Raw genomic sequence first — 17,187 nt, 5'->3', positions numbered from 1 at the left:
TTACGAGCGAGAATTACATCATTTTTTGGCAGGCTTCAACTGCAAGGCGATCGCAGGCTTCGTTTAAGGGATTTCCTGCGTGGCCTTTTACCCAAATCCATTCAGGCTTAATCGAGGCTGAAAGGGAATCCAGCTCTTGCCAAAGGTCTTGGTTTTTTACGGGCTGTTTGGAGGCCGTCTTCCAATTATTTTTTTTCCAGTTAAAGATCCACGAGCTTATGCCCTGCTGCACATATTGAGAATCGGTGTGTACCGAAATGCTTTTATAGTCCAAGGCTTTGCCGGACTTGTCTGCCAAGGATGCTGCTCCCTCTTTTATCTTTTTTAAGGCCCTTATAACAGCCATGAGTTCCATGCGGTTATTGGTAGTAGATTTTTCGCCCCCGTTTTCTCTGCATATTTCTTCTTTTGAATCTTTGTTTACCATTATGTAGGCCCATCCTCCGGGGCCGGGATTTTTGGAGCAGGCTCCATCCGTGTATATTTCAATATTCATTTTTGCTTTCTCCTTTTGTATTTTTCATAGATTTTTAGTATTTCTGTTTGAGTTTCTTCCCAGCCTAGGCAGGGGTCGGTTATGGATTTACCGTATTCGCTGCGTTCCTTTGCTTTTTCGATCGAGGTGCTTCCCTCTTGGATAAAGCTTTCAATCATACAGCCCCTTATATAGTCAAGAGGTTCATTCTTATCGAAGCGGAGTTTTAAGCTTTCTTCAAAGATGTTTATCTGTTTTTTCGGGTCCTTTCCCGAATTTCCGTGGGAGCAGTCTATTACTATGCTCGGTTTCAGCATTTTTTCCTTCATAAGAGAGGCTGCTTTTTCAATTTCTTCTCTATTATAATTGGGCTTTGAAACCCCTCCCCTTAAAACCAAGTGAGTGTCGGGATTTCCGGTTGTGTGCACTATTGCCGAAAGTCCGTTTCGGGCAATGCCTACAAAGGCATGGGGCAGGCGGGAAACAATAACTCCGTTTATAGCGGCCGTTATGTCTCCGTAGGTGGTATTTTTAAAGCCGACCGGCATTGAAAGTCCTGAGGCCAGTTCTCTGTGGATTTGACTTTCGGCTGAGCGTGCTCCTATCGAAGCCCAGCTTACAAGGTCGGCAATGTATTGGGGAATCATAGGGTCTACCATTTCGGAGGCTGCAGGAATGCCTATTTCGGCAAGTTTAATAAGAAATTTTCTTGTCTTTTGAATGCCGCCTTCAATATTGATAAAGCCGTCAAGTTCAGGTTCTACGATAAGGCCTCTCCAGCCTAAAACGGTTCTGGGTTTTTCAAAGTAGGTACGCATTATAATATAGAAAGAATCGGAGCATTTCTTTTTTAGCTCTAATAGGCGCATAGCATAATCCTCGGCTGCCTCCGTGTCATGAATCGAGCAGGGGCCGACTATGAGTAAAAAACGCTCATCCTTTCCGTTTATTATATTGCTGATAGTTTTTCGGGCTTCGGCTATAAAAGAATAAAGAGAATCCGAGGCGGGTATTTTTTCTACCATTTCGGCAGGAGAACTTATGCAATGAATCCTCTCGATTCGGAGGTCAATAAGGTTTTTTATCATCTTTAAAAACTCATCTTTTTTACTTCTCTTTGTGAGTATGCCTCTTCTAAAAGGCTGTCTATTTCCATTCTTTCGAAAATTTCGGCCGCATCTTTGAGGTTTGAGTGTAAAATAGGGTGCTTGGGTGAAAACATTACACAGCAATCTTCGTACGGCAAGATTGAGGTTTCATAGGTGCCTATTTCCTTGGCTTCTATAGTAATTTCTTCCTTATCGAGGCCGATGAGGGGCCTAAAAACAGGAAATTCCGCATAAGAGTTTGTTACAGTCAAGTTTTCTACCGTTTGGCTTGCAACCTGAGCAAGGCTTTCTCCCGTGATAAGGCATTTGGAATTTATACCCCTTGCCGTCATATTTGCTATTTTCATCATGCAGATTCTCATCATTAAAGTTAGATAGGCCTCGGGGCTTTTTTCTCTGATTTGGTGCTGCACCTTTGTAAAGGGAATTATATTGAGATATCCGCCGAGGCCGTAGCCCGCTAAAATGTCGGCCAGTTTTTCAACCTTAGCCTGGGCTTCGGGCGAGGTATAAGGATGGGAGTGAAAATAGATATAGTCCAGCTTCATTCCGCGGGTGAGCATTTTAAAGCCTGCAACGGGGGAGTCTATTCCTCCCGATAGGAGCAAAAGTCCCCTTCCCGAACAGCCGCAGGGAAGACCCCGCCGTCCCTTGTGTTCAAGGCCGTAGATAAAAGCTTTTTCTCTTACTTCGATAGAAATTACGATGTCGGGATTATGAACATCTACTTTTAAAATCCCTTCAGTATGAATTACCCCTCCGACTTCCCGTGAAATTTCGTAGGAGGTTAGAGGGAAGTTTTTTTCTCCTCGGCGGGATTCTATTTTAAAGGTCTTAGCCCCCGCATCCCGGGCCCTTATAGCCTCAGCTCTGGCTGTTTCGGTAATGGCTTCAATAGTTTTTTCGGCAGGAAGGGCCTGTGCCCAGCCTGTAATGCCTATGAGTTTATTTAGGGCTTCTTCGGTTTTTTCTTTAAATTCGGGCTTGATGCTTACATACATTCTTCCGGCTCTCACGCGTATATTGGGTTTAGCCTCCGGTAAATAGCTGCGTAAATTCTGCGAAAGCCGCATTTCAAAGTCTTTTAAATTACCTTTTTTTAGGTTAATTTCGCCTATTTTTGCAAGATAGAAAAGTTCTTCCATAAGTTCATATTCTAGCCAAAAAATGCAAAAAAGTCCATCAGTGAAAATCTATAATAATTTATCCTCTTATTGACATTTTTATAAAAAATTCGTACTCTCTACCCGAGAGGTGTTTATGAAACCGATTAAGAAACTTTTTTTTCTGGTTATGTTTGTGTTTGTAAGTTTTTCGGCCTTTGCTTTTGATGAAGGCTTTACTCTGGGACTTAGATCTAATTTTTCCGGCTCCTACACTGACCCCCATATAAATGAGGCCGATAAAGAATATCTGGGCGCCGCTTTTATGCGCGGTATGGCCGGTTTTATTATGAACGGAGAAGCCGAACTTACCTATATTTTTGATTCGAAAAGATACTTTAATTATACAAATAATAATATCTTTGGAGGACTCGGACTCGCCTTTAACCTGGGTGTAGGACAGGGTTTTTCAGGTCAGATTTCGGGGCAGTATAATGCAAGTTTAGGTAAGAATATAGAAGTTTATTGCCGCGTATATATGACGCCTGTTGTAACTTTTGGGACAACAGTTAAGGCCCTGCTTTTTAAAAACAGGCTTGCTGTCGGATTGGGCCTTGGCGGTAAGATGCTGGCTGACCCGCAGCCTACCTATGAGCTGTATACCAATTTGACAGATGAAGAAGCGGAAATGCTGAATAATGGCGGTACCGGCCCCGACTTTTTTCCTGAAACGGGAACGCTATACATACCGGGATCTATGACACGCAAAATGAATCCTCTGGGACTTACCCTGAAAGCTGTAATTGACTACAATATACCGCTTATTGAAAAAATGAATGTTACCATGGGTTCCTACGCCTCTTATACCATTTATAAACCCGGATATGTTTCTTTACCGAAAAAAATTGCAAAAGCAGCCATTGAGAACGGCAAACTAAAAGGCATAGATGTCAATTTTGAACGGGATTCCATAAAATCTTTTTTTATGAATAGTCTTGATTTTGGTATAAGTTTAGGACTCTTATTTAGAATTTAAGGAGTAGTTTATGAAAAAGGAAAAATTATTTGTTTTAAGTTTGCTTATTTTTACGGCGGCTTACGTATGTTTTTCATGTCAACCGGCCTTGGGTGCTTCATGGTATAAACGTTCCGTTAAAGATGCCGGAGATAAAAAAAAGTTGACCGTACAATCGATAACGGTATGCGGTGTAACGCTGTACCCCGAAGCCAATGGAGAAGACTTTGTTGGAAAAGTAAATGCAAAAGATGCGATACTTTATCCTGATGATGTAAGCGCCGCCGTAAAGGACAATACCGGTGCTGCCGTTGAAGTTTCGATAACGATAAAAGGACAAGGCGGACAGGCCAATTTAAAAGAAGGGGAACCTGTTACCGTGCCCATCACGCTGAAGACCATAGACGGTTCAAATCTTGAAATACAAAAATACCTCTTTTTAGAACAAGACAGTTCTATGGGCGGCAGCGGAGCTGATTATAACCCCAAAGATCCTCAGGGAAATAAAAAGTTTATTGTAAAAATCAAAACGGAACATATTGAAGCCGATCCGTGGGACTATTATAAGGAAGGTGAGCCCGATAGCAGTGATGACGGTAATTTTAATTCGGCCAAATTCGACGAATGGATTCTCAATATGCCCAGTATGGAAGGTATTATTGCTTCATATAAATTCAGAGAAGGAAGCTGGACCGGCAGTCCTGAAATGGTCGACAACGTTCCGTCCGGAATAGGCTCTGGTGTTAAAGCGATTTCAGATGTAAAAGTATACCGTTATAAAAACAGAACCGACCGATGGGCCGCAATAGGGTATACGCCGGCTCCCGATCCAAAAGATGAACGCTTTTATTTTTTTAAATTTACGGCACATTCTCTCGGAGGCGCAGTCGGCGGGAAGCACGGCAGCTCCATGTTCTGTGTAGACCGGTATTCCAAATTTTTATTTTATTACAGCGAACCGACTAAAATAAAGAGTGTTTTCGGGAATGCCGTTCCTGAGGATTGGACGGATTATGCGGCTCCTACAGAAGGACAACATACTCAATTTTCCGAACCCTTTTATATGACAGACCCGGTAGGCTTTGTAAAAGAAGACGGTTCCGTTGTTCTGTACCAATGGATAAAGGATAACATAAATAATGCCGACTACCACCCAAAACAGAATCCTGCTTATACACAGCCTGCCGGAAGAAAAGCCAACAAGGTGGGTTTTTCTCCATATAGAGAAAAGCTCAAAATAACAAAAAAGACAATAGCTAAAGATAAAAATCCGAAATATACGGCCGTTAAACCGGTTATTTTGGAACAGCCCAAAGACGGTTATGCAAAACTGAATAGCCCCGAACTCGTTTTTGAGGTAAAAACGGAACCTGTACCAGACGGCGAAACGCTTTCGTATCAATGGTATAAGGCCGAAAGCAAAACTGAAGCGGGAACCGCAATTCCGGATGCAACGGAATCATCATACAAAATAACCGATACCTCAACCGAAACCAAATGCTATTTTTACTGTATCGTCAAAAATACGAATACGGACAACAATAAATCGGAACAAACTGAAAGCGAACGGGCAAAATGCCACATAACTGACGGGCAAATTCAGTCCGATGCTTTAAACCCTGAAATAACTGAACAGCCTAAAAGCAAAACTCTTCGTCTTAACAGTACGGAACAGCTTACCCTAAGAGTAAAAGCCAAATCCAAAGATGACGGAACCTTATCGTACCAATGGTTTAAGGCCGTCTCATCTGAGGCGGAAGGAACGGCTGTAACGGATGCCGATAAAGCCGAGTACACCTTTACACCCGATACCTCCGCTGCCGGCATAACATACTATTATTGTCTGGTTACGAATACGAACAATACGGTTCAAGGTGAACAGTCTGCAAGCAAAAAAAGTACTTATGCTGCAATCGAGATCGAAGAGTCTTACAAGGTTGAATTTTCTGTTTTGGGAGAAGAAGGAGGCACTCTTGCTGCTCTGCACAACGGTAAGCCCATCAAATCCGGAGCGTATATAAAAAAGGGCGAACAAGTCAAATTTATTGCAACACCGGAGCCCAATTCTAGGTATAAGGTTAAAAAATGGTTTGGCGTACCGGAAGATGCATTTAAGGATCAAGATAAAACGTTTGCGGTTATGACTGTAGAATCTGCAAACCTAAATGTTTCCGTATCTTTTATTACAATGTTCCTTAAAATAACCCCCAAAATTCACAATGAAAGTTTACAGTCTTGGTCTACGGCAGACGGTGATCACTTCAATCATAAATATATTGATGGGGTTCATCTTTCTCATAAGAATACGGTTCAGGTAACCGGTGGAAGCAATGTTACAGAATCGTGGGATTATATGTTTTCCATTGAAAACAATAGTGGGAAATGGATAAAGGTTAAGTCGGGAGATTTTATCAACGTAGGAACCGATAAATCCGCAAATGCCGCTTGGTTGACAACCGAGTTTTCTTCGTTTTCTGACTTAAAGATATCTTTCTCCAATTACCTGATTAAAGCAAATCGACACGATTATTGGTGGGCGGAATGGACGACATGGGGAGGTGGGAATGTATATCCTCTTCAAGCCATCGACGACAACAGTATTTTTCCTTTGGTATACAATGAAACTACGGGAATGTGGACGGTAGATAAGGCCAATGTTAATATAAAACGCTCAGACGATATTCCGTTGCCAGCCGAATTTGCAGGTACAAAGCCGAATCCCAACCGAAGAATTTCCTATAAAAGAGTAACCATCACCTACGATGAGAACTTTACCCTTGCCGACGGTGAAGAAAAAGATTTCGTTATTACATATGAGGTGGACAACCACGATGAGACACGCTCAAAGGGAAAAATAAAAGTAATTTATACAATCAGTTGGAAATAAATTTTAAAAGCCGAAGTCTCCCCGTGAGCCTCCGGCTTTTTTCAAGTTTAGGAATCTTATGAAAAAATTAAGTTTAAAGCTTTTAGGTTTGTTTTTGTTTCTCTTTTGTTTTGTGAATTTTCTAATAGCCGGGGACTTAGAGGACCATAGTATAAAAGCTAATCCCGAAAATCCCGACTGCATTTACGAAAAAGCAAGGCTGGGTGATTGCCTTATTCACATGGCAAAAATTACTTCGCCCTCAAAGGGATCGGCACCGGCAGTTGAAATCCTTTTTACCTCCGATTTTAAATGGGAGCCGTGTGCTCCTCATGAAGGCTGGGGGAAAGAAGGAAAAACTTATCAATACAGAGAAACCGAGGTGCCGGGGTCTTCCGTGTTTTTAGGCATAACAAATAAGATAAACGATGTGGTTTATTTCAAGGTAGAAGGAGTTCACCCCTTTGATTTGCCTATTTATGATGAGCCTTCAGAAGCTAAAATCCTTGAACGTTTTATTTTCTTTAAATTTACCGCTTATGCGGCTAAAGGCGGTATTTTTGAAAATGCTCTCAATAATTTAATGTGTGCACTTGATACCCATACTAAGCTTCTTTACACCTATGGAATGCCGAGCGAATACAAAAAAATAATTGGAAACAATTATATTCCACAAAAATGGCTTCCTTATGAAATACACTCGAATACGGCGGAAGCAAAATTAAAGTTTTATGAATATGATCCAATCGGCTTTGTTTCCCTTGAAAAAACTTACGATTTTTTGGGAGTAAAGACCAATGTTCACTTATATGATTGGTGGAATGAATCTGTAGGAGCTGGATCTTCGATGAAGACCGTAAAAGAAAAACGCTTTATGCCGCGCCTTTCCGGAGAAGCCCTTGAGGACTGGACTATCCGAGATGCCTCTAGACCCGTGCGTTCCCCGTATAGAAAATTTTAAATAAGGTTGGTAAGCTGTTTTTATGGATCTATTCTTTTAGCACATAATCGATTTCTTGTTCAATCTGTAAAAGTATATGCTTGGATACTTTTCCAACTTTTTCTTCAAGTCGGGATTTATCTACCACTATAATTTGATGAACAAGTGCAACAGAATTTTTTGGAAGTTGTGATTCATTTTTGGGAATGAAAACATTACCTTTTAATTCGGCATTGACAGTATTAGATGTAAGAGGAACAACTATTTTTGTATTTAAACTATTCAAATTCTTTTTATCGGACTGTATTATTATTACCGGTCGCCTCATCCCTGGTTCACTCCCGGCCGGAATGCCGAAATCAAGCATATAAACATCACCACGAGTCATTCTTTATACTCTCCCAAACGGTTTCCAGACTTGATTCTCTAATTTTTTTTAAGGCTTCTCCTTCTGCCAAGATAGAAGTTTGTTTATTAACATTATTTGCAATAAAGGTAAGAAGACGAATCTGTTCTGCTAAAGAAAAAGAAAGAACTTGATTTTCAACTTGTGTAAGTGCATCAGACATAATCTACCTCCATAACTATAAATTATATACTAAATTACCTTTTTCCGCAACTTGTTGCTTGCCTGTTATTTATTTTCTACTTTTATTATGCAGATAGTTTATTATGTTTTAAAAAGGAATTTATCCCTATTGTCAATATTAAGACGATGACCGACACGAGGGCTGTAAAGCCGCCGGGAGCGACATTTAGGTGATAGGATAAGACCAAGCCGAGCATTATGTCTGCTACGCTTATAAAAATAGAAAAAATTAATGTCTTTTTAAAGCTTATTTTTAATTGAAGGGCTGTTGCGACCGGTAGAGCTATCATCGAGCTTAAAACCAACATTCCCACTATTTTTAATGAAACGGCTATCGTTGCCGCTGTTAGGCCTGAAAACAAGTAATTGATAAGCCTAACCTTAACTCCTATTATTTTTGCAATATCTTCATCGAGGGCTATGTAGACCATCTTGTGATACATGAGGCCGAGAGTAACCAATGACAAGATGCTTAAAGCAATCACGGTAATTAAATCCGAAGAAGAAACGGTTAAGACGCTTCCGAATAAATAGGTTTCGGCATTTGCTCTAACGGTTCCTGAGCTTATGAGGGTAATGGCGATTCCGACACTCAAGGACAAAACTATCGAAAGGATTAAATCTTGGTATTCTTTAAAAGCATTCCGCAGGGCTTCTATCAGGGCTCCTGCTGCTGTCGTAAAAATAAAGGCTCCAAGGATGGGGTTTATTCCTGAAGCGAGGGCGAGGGTAACGCCTGCAAGGGAGCTGTGGGAAAGGGTGTCCCCTATGAGGGAGTATCTTCTGAGTACTAAAAATAAGCCGATTGAAGGACAAAGGATTCCTATAAAAAAAGAAACGATAAAGGCATTTTGCATAAAACCGTATTGAAGCATTTTATTTTTCCCCCTTTGGTTTAAATTGAACAAAGTTCGGATTAAAAAATTCCGAAGTATATTGTTGAGGATTACACAAATGACCTTCTCCGTTTTTTATGTGAAATATTTTTGTAGAATTAAAAATAGCGGCATCTAAATTATGGTCAACCGAAATTACGGTCAGTCCCTTTTTAACGTTTAAATCTTTTACAAAAGAATAGATTTCTTTTTGCCCCTGAACATCTATTCCGGTAGAAAGTTCATCTAAGATTAAAAGGTCGGGATCCCCGATAAGGGCACGGGCTATGTAGAGTTTTTGAAGCTGGCCTCCGGAAAGTTCTCCAACAAGGCTGTTTTTGTATTCGGTTAAATTCACTCTTTCCAGGGCTTTTAGAGCACAATCGCTTTCCCTTATCTTTAATATTTTTCTATAGGAATTTAAAAGTTCAAAAAGCGTAATCGGGAAATCGTTTAGGTTTTCTTTTTTTTGCGGAAGATAGCCGATTTTTTTTGCATTGATAATAATTTCACCTTTTTGTATTTTCAGCAATTTTAAAATCAGCTTTAGGAGGGTGCTTTTTCCGCAGCCGTTTTCTCCCACAATCGAAATATAATCGCCTTGGTTTACTTCCAAATTTATATTTTTTAAAACTTCTTTTTTTGAATTCGGATATTTAAACTTGAGAGAATTTATTTTTACCATAGGAAATGCATTTTACTTCTTTTTTTTAAAGATTGCAAGACGGACTTGTATTTATTAAAGATTGTTTATTTCGTCTTGTTTTAAGCCTGTGGCTTGCATAATGACTTCGTGTGCCACGCCTAGATCAAGTAAGTTCTTTGCTGTTTCGAGTTTTGTTTGATATACGCCTTCTGTATAGCCCTCGTGTTTTTCTGATGCCATATCGTGTTGATATTTCATGCGGGATTCGTAGAGCCATTTGTCTCGAGGACTCATTTCCATTACTTCAATAGCTGCATTTGCTTTTTTCATTGTTTTGGAATTTTGTGCCAACATCTTTCTTACCTCCCTATCATCTGTTTCAATAAATTTCAGCCAGCTTAATAAGCGTTTTGTTTTAATGTCCGTATAATTTGATTCTTCTAAAAGCTTTGCTGTTTCAAGATTTATAATATGAATCTCAAGTTTTGAAAATAAAGGCTCTTTTGTATCCTTTTCCATAACGAAATATTTATTGTGCAAACGCTTATTTTTATTAAAGCCTTTTCCTATCAAATTTATTGTAATACATTTCGGAAGATTTGTATAGTCTTGACCTTGTTTTATACTTTCGTTATACATTTTTGACCAATAATATACGCTTCTTTCAGGAAAATCTCCTCTCCACCTATTCTGTATTTCAATATTTATAATTGTTTTGTCTTTTAGTCTTAACTTTATATCCAAGATACCTAGCTTTTCGGTCAAAATTTCTTTATGAAATTCTTTATCCAAAAGTTCTAATCCTGCGATATTTTCAGGTAGAATGTCGAGTATACATTCCAGCAAATCTTGTAGGATGTCTGTATTTTCCTCAGTTCCAAAAATACGCTTAAAAGCATAATCATTTCGTAGGGTTATTTTGAAATTTGTATCATTTTTCATTTGTTCCTCTCATACCTCCTATTATATTTATATGAAAAAATAAGATTTATGAGTAAAATTTAAAAAATATTTTGTAATTTCTAATTATAACAGCTTAAAAGTTAGCCTATTGCTATTTTTATTTGTTTCCTATAAAATACAAGTTAGAGGTTAGTTATGATTCATAAACGCCTGACAGGGTCGGTGCCGAAAAGTAAAAAATGGATATTGCTTTCGGCTCTTTCTTCATGGATTTCTCTATTGTGCAATACGGCTATTACCTTTGTAACTGTGCGCTTTATTTTCGGCCTATATAATTCTTCGCTTGATAAAAAAATGGTTTTTGTGTTGTTATTCGCAGCTTCGGCTGCCTTGATAATAAGAGTTATTGCCGTCCGTAAACGCTCTTACTTTTCGTATAGGGCAGGAACCGAGGTTAAAAGAACATTGCGCTCGATGCTCTACGATAAATTTATTTCGTTAAAGCTTAATTATTCTCAATATATAAGCATGGCCGAGGTTACTCAAATAGGTACTGACGGAATCGAGCAGCTTGATTCTTATTTTGGGGCTTATCTGCCTCAGTTTTTTTTCAGTATGGCAGCTCCGGTAACTCTTTTTATAATTCTTGCACCGATAAACTTTTTTGCCGCCCTTGTGCTTTTTGTCTGCGTGCCCTTAATTCCCCTTTCGATTGCAGCCATTCAAACGGTTGCAAAGCGTATTTTAAAAAGATACCTTGATGTTTATACGGGGCTCGGAGATTCCTTTTTGGATAACCTCCGCGGCCTTATCCCCTTGAAAGCCTATTCCGACGATGAGGCTCAGCATAGGGAACTAAATGCCGAGGCGGAAAATTTTAGGCGGATAACGATGAGGGTTTTAACCATGCAGCTTAATTCTATCTTTGTGATGGATACCGTTGCATACGGCGGGACTGCCCTCGGAACAATCGTCAGCCTTTATCAGTTAAGAGTCGGAAATCTTTCGATAGAAGGAGATCTTCTTTTTATTTTGCTTTGTGCCGAATTCTTTTTACCTCTGCGTGCACTGGGCTCGTTCTTTCATATAGCGATGAACGGCATAACCGCAGCGAACCGCCTCTTTGAATTGATGGATGTAAAAAGCGATTCGGCTTCAATTTTAAGCGAAGCCGAACTTGAAGAAACTGCAAAAAAAATTAAAAGAGCTCAGTTCGGCAGTCAGCCGGATTCTCTACAGGGCAATTTGCCTTCGCTCGAAGTAAAAAATTTAAACTTTAATTATAACGAATCAAAGCAGGCTCTAAAAAATATCTCTCTTGAATTTTTAAAACCGGGCTTTTACGGCATCGCAGGAGAAAGCGGTTCGGGCAAATCCACTGCGGCCGCCTTACTTATGGGCTTACAAAAAAACTATTCCGGCGAAATCCTCTTATCGGGCATAGAAGCAAAAAAACTTCCCGACGAATTTAGAGCTAGGTATATGAATCTTGTCTCTACCGAAAGCTTTTTGTTCGGAGCTTCGGTGAGGGAAAACCTTTTAATAGCGAAGCCTTCTGCAAGCGATGAAGAATTGATGAGCGTATTAAAAGAAGTTCTCTTAGACGAGTTTATTTTAAACAGAAACTCTTCGGGAGACGGTAATTCGGGTTTGGATTTTTATATTGAATCGGGCGGAAAGAATTTATCGGGCGGACAGGTTCAGCGTTTTGCTCTTGCGCGGGCTCTCCTCCATGATGCGGACATTTATATTTTTGATGAGGCTGTAAGCAATATCGATGTCGAAAGCGAAGAGCTTATTTTAAGCACTCTTTATGAATTAAGCAAAACCAAAATAATTATCTTTATTTCACACAGGCTTGCGAATATTGAAAATGCAGATCACATCTATGTATTTGAAAAGGGTGAAATAAAAGAAGAAGGAACTCATTCAAGCCTCATTGAAAAAAACGGTATCTATGCAAGGATGTATTTGCAGCAAAAAGATCTTGAAAAAATACGGATGGATGTAAAATGAAAAAAAGCGAACTTATAAAAAAATTGATAGTATTTGTAAAACCTCTTAGCGGAGTTATGACTATAACTGTCATCTTAAGGGTTTTGGGCTTTATCATTGCAGCGGCCATCCCTGTTTTGGGCGGAGTCGGCATTGTTTCTCTTGTAGACTTAAAGATTTTTAATGTTTCTGTTTCCTTGGATTTTGTAATCATAGGCCTTATCATCTGTGCCGTAAGCCGAGGTATCTTTAGATACGGCGAACAGCTTTCGGGGCATTACATAGCCTTCACCCTCTTGGCCTTGATACGGGATAAAATTTTTACGGCTATGAGAAGACTGGCCTTTGTTAAATTACAAAAAAAGGATTCAGGCAGCCTTCTGTCTATTATAACTGCCGACATAGAATTACTTGAAGTTTTTTATGCCCACACTATAGCCCCGGCAGCTTCTGCCGTACTCTACTTTATTTTTGCCTTAATTATCTTTGCTAAAATACACATTGTCTTGAGCCTTACGGTTGCCCTCATCTATATAGTCATCGGCTTCTTCCTTCCTCTCCTCTTCGCTAAGATGGATGACGGGGCCGGTGTAGAATACCGAAAAAAAATGAGCTCCCTTAATTCTTTCTTTTTGGATTCCCTCCTCGGAATAAAAGAGATTATCTTTTTTGACAAGATAAAAGAAAGAAAAGATAATATTGAAAAGAGAGGCGAGGCCATAAGCGGAACCTTTAAGCTCTTAAAAAACTTTGAGGGGAAGACCTTTGCAATTACGGAAGCGGCTCTTACTCTTTGCAATTTTTTAATGCTGGGCATTTCTACCTTCCTCTTGGTAAGCGGAAAAATTGACTTTGCCGCTTTTTTAATTTCCAACCTGATGCTTCTTTCAGGCTACGGCCCGATAATAGCGGTTTCAGGTTTGGCAGTAAACTTGCAGCAAACCTTTGCTTCAGCAGAGAGGGTTTTTTCCCTGCTTGAAGAGAAGCCCGAACTCGATGAAGTTACAGACGGCGAAAACCTAAGCTTTGAAAAAGTCGATGCCGATAACATCAACTTTAGATATGACGATATGGAAGTTTTACAGGATGTAAGTATCTCCGTTAAAAAAGACGAGATAGTCGGCCTTTGCGGCAAAAGCGGAAGCGGTAAGAGTACCTTGCTCCGCCTAATCATGCGCTTTTTCGATCCCCTGTCGGGTGAGGTAAAGATGAGCGGTATCGATATTAAAAAGATAAACACGGCAAGTTTACGGGAGGCCGTTTCTTACATTACCCAGCAGACCTATATTTTCAAAAAATCTATTTATGAAAATATTCTCCTTGCAAACAGGAATGCTTCAAAAGAGGATGTTATCGAAGCCGCCAAAAAAGCCGCAATCCACGATTTTATTATGAGCTTACCTGAAGGCTATGATACGAAGATGACAGAGCTTGGAGGAAATCTTTCGAGCGGCGAAAAGCAGCGTCTCGGTCTTGCCCGAGCCTTTTTGCACAAGGCCCCGCTTTTGTTACTCGACGAGCCGACCGGAAACTTGGACAGCTTAAACGAAGCCCTCATTTTAAATTCGATATACCAAGAAAAAAAAGACAAAGGCGTTTTAATTGTAAGCCACCGCAAATCCACCGTGAACGCTGCCGATAAAATTGTTTACATTGAAAAGGGAAGGGTGAGGTAGAAAAAAATAAAAATCCCCATCGGAGGGGCGAAGTCTTCCGATGGGGTAAGGCTTGTTTTAATTTTGATTAAGGTTACTATAGTTATTCAGCGTTCGCTATTTGGTCAGCAGTATAATCTGAAGATTTTGTTCCCACTAAATAAAAATCATCACCGTCTTTACCAATAGTCAGCGTATTTCCTTCTATTTTGAAGGTTGTAGTTTCATCTTCATTATCGTCAAATGTTATCTTGTTGCCTGATATTGTGTATTTCGCTTTCTACAACTTATATAATTCACCTTCTACCGCTAAAAGAAGGATAGCTAAAAATATTTTATTTTTCATTAAAATCTCCTTAAGGTTACTTGGATATTTTGTTTAAAGCTTTTAAGAAAAAATCCGCCATTCTTAAAAACTTTGCAAGTGCCTATGGAGCTATACTATGCTGTCAAGCCCTTGATAACTTTCTGAATCTTACTCTCTTTTCGCAATCATGGTTGTAATAGTTTTTATAAAATATTTTTATAAATTTTACAATAAAACACAAATAAATAATACAATAATTATGATAAGGAGAAAAATTTATTATGAAAGAAGAATTTTTAAATCCCAAGATGGATTGGGTATTCAAGTTGATGTTTTCTAAAGGAAAAAAGGGTAACAAGGCTCTTATAAGCTTTTTAAATGCTTTTTTGGAAGATTCTTACGGTAAAATCAAAAAAGCGGATATTTTAAATACAGAGCTTATCCGTGAGACTCCTAATGGAGAGACTTATCATCTTGATTTTTTAATTAAAACGGACACAGGCCTTATTATAGACCTTGAGATGCAGCAGTTTTGGAAAGAAAACTATCCTAGACGCAGTCAAATGTATCTTTTGCGTTTGGCCTCCCGTTTTTTGAAATTGGAATCAAAAAAAGATGATCCTTTTTATGCCGTAAGTATTTCGGTTTTCGGTTGTAATGTTCCTAAAAATGCAAAGCTTGTAAAAATGTCTGAAAATTCCGTTATTCAATATATTTACATTGAATTAAATGAGTTAATAGGTTATACTATAAAAAAGAGCCTAGAAGATTACACCTTAAAAGATTTTTGGATAAGGTTTTTGACTACTTATGAACAAGACAAAAAGAGCGGTGTCTTGAAAAAATTATGTGAATTAGAGGAGGGTATCAGGATGGCAGAAGAAACAATTCTTAGGGTAACTGAAGAAGAAAGACGTATAGCTAGAGAATTATCTAGGGAGAAATATCAGATGCTCTTAGAAGCTGAAAGAGGTGATGCCAGAAGGGAAGGTCGTGCAGAGGGATTTGCTGATGGTGAGTATCAGGCAAAACTGGATATGGCAAAATTGATGAAGACTATGAATTACTCCATAGATGATATTCATAAAATTACAGGTCTTGCTATTCAGGAAATCAAAGAGTTTTAAGAGTTGTATCAATTTAAACTTTCTGAATCTTACTCCCTTTCTACCATCATATAAAGCAGGGCGTTTATAATGGAGGCGGCGACATTGCTTCCGCCCTTGGTGCCTACGGTAGAGATTTGGGGAAAGGGTTTTGAACGCAGGGCTTCTTTTGATTCGGCGGCTCCTACAAAGCCGACGGGAACGCCGATTATAAATTCGGGGGAAACTTTTTTTTCTTCGCAGAGCTCCAAGAGCCTAAAAAGAGCCGTCGGGGCATTCCCGATTACAAAGGCTTTGGCTCCTTCTTGGACTGCAAGGTCTACGGCTGCCGAAGAGCGCGTGATTCCGTCTTCCTTGGACATCTTAAAAACCCTCTCATCATCGATGAGGCATAAAAGTTTATTTTCGGTTTTTGAGAGGGCGGGCTTGTTGATGCCTGTCAGCACCATCTTGGTATCGGTAAAAATGGTTATGCCTTTTTGAAGAGCCCTTTTAGCCGATTCTATAAAGTTATTTTGAAATACGATTATCTTTCTATACTCGACATCGCCCGTAGTGTGAATCATCCTCTTGGCTATAATTTTTTCTTCTTCCGTAAAAGCAACATCCTTCATGCTTTCTTCAATTATATCCATGCTTTTATTTTCTATTTCCATAGGTTTTTTAATGTACATTGATTTTTTCCTTTAAGATACTTTTGGGATATTTATAGATTGAACCGCAGTTATGGCAATAAAGCTCTATTTGCTCAGGGCCGTTTTCGTACATGTCTGCAATTTCTTTTTCAGGTAGGGTAAAAAGTTTATTGCGGAAATTTTCCTCCGAGCAGGGACAATAAAAGTCTATCTTTCTTTCGATTAAAACTTGGGGATTACAGTCACGGAAAAGGCCGAAGATGACATCTTCCCTGTCTCCGCCTTCCGCAAACCATTGGCCTATCGAGGGGCAGGCTGCAAAGGCTCTTTCCGCCTTTTCTATCAAGCCTTCTTCGGCTCCCGGCATTAGTTGAATATACATTCCGCCCGCCCCGATGATTCTTCCTTCCTTGTCGAATTGGATGCCTGTATTAAAACCCGTTACCGTCTGCTCTGATTGTAAAAAATATTCGGATAGATCAAGGGCTATGTTTTTGTGTTTTATTTCGACGATTCCGGTTAGGGGTTCCCTGGCACCTTCAGGGAAGCGGATAACCGAGATTTTTCCTTCTCCGAAAAGAGGTTTTAGGTCCCATGTTTCTAAGGGCCTGTCCGGCCTTATGGGGTCTTCCAAAAGATAACCCCTTACAAAGCCTTCGCTAAAGGCTTCGACACTAAAGCCTACAAGGGGGCCTTGAGTGTCGCATCTAAATATGATTCGGTCCCTTCCTTTCATTGTCGGAATTAAGAGAGCCCCGCAAAGGGAGGCGTGGCCTAGGGCCAGGCTTTCTAAAATACCTAAATTGTGCTGCACCCTCATCTTATTTACAAAGCGGGTTCCGTGAAAAAAAGCTCCGCGGATTTGGCCTTCGCCGAGCATAAAGACCGTCATTCCGTCTTCGTGCATGGTTTTAAATTTTTCGATTAAGACGGGATCGGTTATCGGTTTATCTATCATAGGCGGATTA

At 39.6% G+C, this 17,187-nt stretch carries 16 protein-coding genes; 6 read left to right on the top strand and 10 right to left on the bottom strand.

Annotated elements, in window-relative coordinates:
- Nucleotides 1-13: 13 nt before the first annotated feature.
- The 3 genes from rnhA to thiI are packed head-to-tail and all read right to left on the bottom strand — an operon-like array spanning nucleotide 14 to nucleotide 2,729.
- Nucleotides 14-496 (bottom strand): ribonuclease HI, encoded by a 483-nt coding sequence (rnhA, locus tag TDE_RS12100; RefSeq protein WP_002680554.1) that lies wholly within the window; start codon nucleotides 494-496, stop codon nucleotides 14-16.
- Nucleotides 493-1,563, bottom strand: a complete 1,071-nt coding sequence (locus TDE_RS12095; protein ID WP_002667301.1) for a 3-deoxy-7-phosphoheptulonate synthase — start codon at nucleotides 1,561-1,563, stop codon at nucleotides 493-495. Before TDE_RS12095 ends, rnhA begins: the two co-directional genes overlap by 4 nt.
- A 2-nt stretch (nucleotides 1,564-1,565) precedes the next feature.
- Nucleotides 1,566-2,729: a tRNA uracil 4-sulfurtransferase ThiI gene (gene thiI, locus TDE_RS12090; protein ID WP_002680552.1), complete on the bottom strand. Its 1,164-nt coding sequence runs from the start codon at nucleotides 2,727-2,729 to the stop codon at nucleotides 1,566-1,568.
- A 115-nt stretch (nucleotides 2,730-2,844) separates the two neighbouring features.
- Here thiI and TDE_RS12085 point away from each other — a divergent pair, with 115 nt between their 5' ends.
- The 3 genes from TDE_RS12085 to TDE_RS12075 are packed head-to-tail and all read left to right on the top strand — an operon-like array spanning nucleotide 2,845 to nucleotide 7,529.
- Nucleotides 2,845-3,723, top strand: coding sequence for a hypothetical protein (locus TDE_RS12085; protein ID WP_002680551.1), 879 nt, complete (start codon nucleotides 2,845-2,847; stop codon nucleotides 3,721-3,723).
- A gap of 10 nt (nucleotides 3,724-3,733) precedes the next feature.
- Nucleotides 3,734-6,589, top strand: coding sequence for a hypothetical protein (locus TDE_RS12080; RefSeq protein ID WP_010957266.1), 2,856 nt, complete (start codon nucleotides 3,734-3,736; stop codon nucleotides 6,587-6,589).
- Nucleotides 6,590-6,647: 58 nt separating this feature from the next.
- Nucleotides 6,648-7,529 carry a hypothetical protein gene (locus TDE_RS12075; protein WP_002680543.1) on the top strand — a complete coding sequence of 294 codons (882 nt, stop codon included), beginning with the start codon at nucleotides 6,648-6,650 and terminating at the stop codon, nucleotides 7,527-7,529.
- A gap of 28 nt (nucleotides 7,530-7,557) precedes the next feature.
- Here TDE_RS12075 and TDE_RS12070 read toward each other — a convergent pair whose 3' ends face one another.
- The 5 genes from TDE_RS12070 to TDE_RS12050 all read right to left on the bottom strand — a co-directional run bounded on the left by TDE_RS12070 (nucleotide 7,558) and on the right by TDE_RS12050 (nucleotide 10,560).
- Nucleotides 7,558-7,896, bottom strand: coding sequence for a type II toxin-antitoxin system PemK/MazF family toxin (locus TDE_RS12070; RefSeq protein ID WP_002673725.1), 339 nt, complete (start codon nucleotides 7,894-7,896; stop codon nucleotides 7,558-7,560).
- Entirely contained in the window at nucleotides 7,883-8,077 is a 195-nt protein-coding gene (locus TDE_RS12065; RefSeq protein ID WP_002673727.1) for a hypothetical protein, read from the bottom strand. The genes TDE_RS12070 and TDE_RS12065 overlap by 14 nt, the downstream gene beginning before the upstream one ends.
- A gap of 85 nt (nucleotides 8,078-8,162) precedes the next feature.
- On the bottom strand, nucleotides 8,163-8,972 hold the full coding sequence (locus TDE_RS12060) for a metal ABC transporter permease (protein WP_002680541.1): 810 nt from the start codon (nucleotides 8,970-8,972) through the stop codon (nucleotides 8,163-8,165).
- 1 nt (nucleotide 8,973) lies between these two features.
- A complete protein-coding gene (locus tag TDE_RS12055; protein ID WP_002680537.1) occupies nucleotides 8,974-9,657 on the bottom strand; it encodes a metal ABC transporter ATP-binding protein in 684 nt (227 codons plus the stop codon).
- Between the two features lie 54 nt (nucleotides 9,658-9,711).
- A complete protein-coding gene (locus TDE_RS12050) occupies nucleotides 9,712-10,560 on the bottom strand; it encodes an Rpn family recombination-promoting nuclease/putative transposase (protein WP_002680535.1) in 849 nt (282 codons plus the stop codon).
- A 156-nt stretch (nucleotides 10,561-10,716) separates the two neighbouring features.
- On the opposite strand from TDE_RS12050, the gene TDE_RS12045 reads away from it, so the two are divergent.
- From TDE_RS12045 to TDE_RS12035, 3 genes are all read left to right on the top strand, one after another.
- Nucleotides 10,717-12,537, top strand: a complete 1,821-nt coding sequence (locus tag TDE_RS12045) for an ABC transporter ATP-binding protein/permease (RefSeq protein WP_002680532.1) — start codon at nucleotides 10,717-10,719, stop codon at nucleotides 12,535-12,537.
- Nucleotides 12,534-14,192 (top strand): ABC transporter ATP-binding protein, encoded by a 1,659-nt coding sequence (locus tag TDE_RS12040; RefSeq protein ID WP_002680530.1) that lies wholly within the window; start codon nucleotides 12,534-12,536, stop codon nucleotides 14,190-14,192. Before TDE_RS12045 ends, TDE_RS12040 begins: the two co-directional genes overlap by 4 nt.
- A gap of 567 nt (nucleotides 14,193-14,759) precedes the next feature.
- Nucleotides 14,760-15,605, top strand: coding sequence for an Rpn family recombination-promoting nuclease/putative transposase (locus TDE_RS12035; RefSeq protein ID WP_002680529.1), 846 nt, complete (start codon nucleotides 14,760-14,762; stop codon nucleotides 15,603-15,605).
- Between the two features lie 29 nt (nucleotides 15,606-15,634).
- Here the strand turns inward: TDE_RS12035 and TDE_RS12030 are convergent, their stop codons facing one another.
- Nucleotides 15,635-16,258, bottom strand: coding sequence for a precorrin-8X methylmutase (locus TDE_RS12030; protein WP_002680526.1), 624 nt, complete (start codon nucleotides 16,256-16,258; stop codon nucleotides 15,635-15,637).
- Nucleotides 16,248-17,177 carry an Hsp33 family molecular chaperone HslO gene (locus TDE_RS12025; RefSeq protein WP_002680524.1) on the bottom strand — a complete coding sequence of 310 codons (930 nt, stop codon included), beginning with the start codon at nucleotides 17,175-17,177 and terminating at the stop codon, nucleotides 16,248-16,250. The genes TDE_RS12030 and TDE_RS12025 overlap by 11 nt, the downstream gene beginning before the upstream one ends.
- Nucleotides 17,178-17,187 lie beyond the last annotated feature (10 nt).

This window comes from Treponema denticola ATCC 35405 (genome assembly GCF_000008185.1).
Lineage (GTDB): Bacteria > Spirochaetota > Spirochaetia > Treponematales > Treponemataceae > Treponema_B > Treponema_B denticola.
Note: the sequence above shows the minus strand (reverse complement) of the source record. Positions and strands in the feature narration are given on the sequence as shown.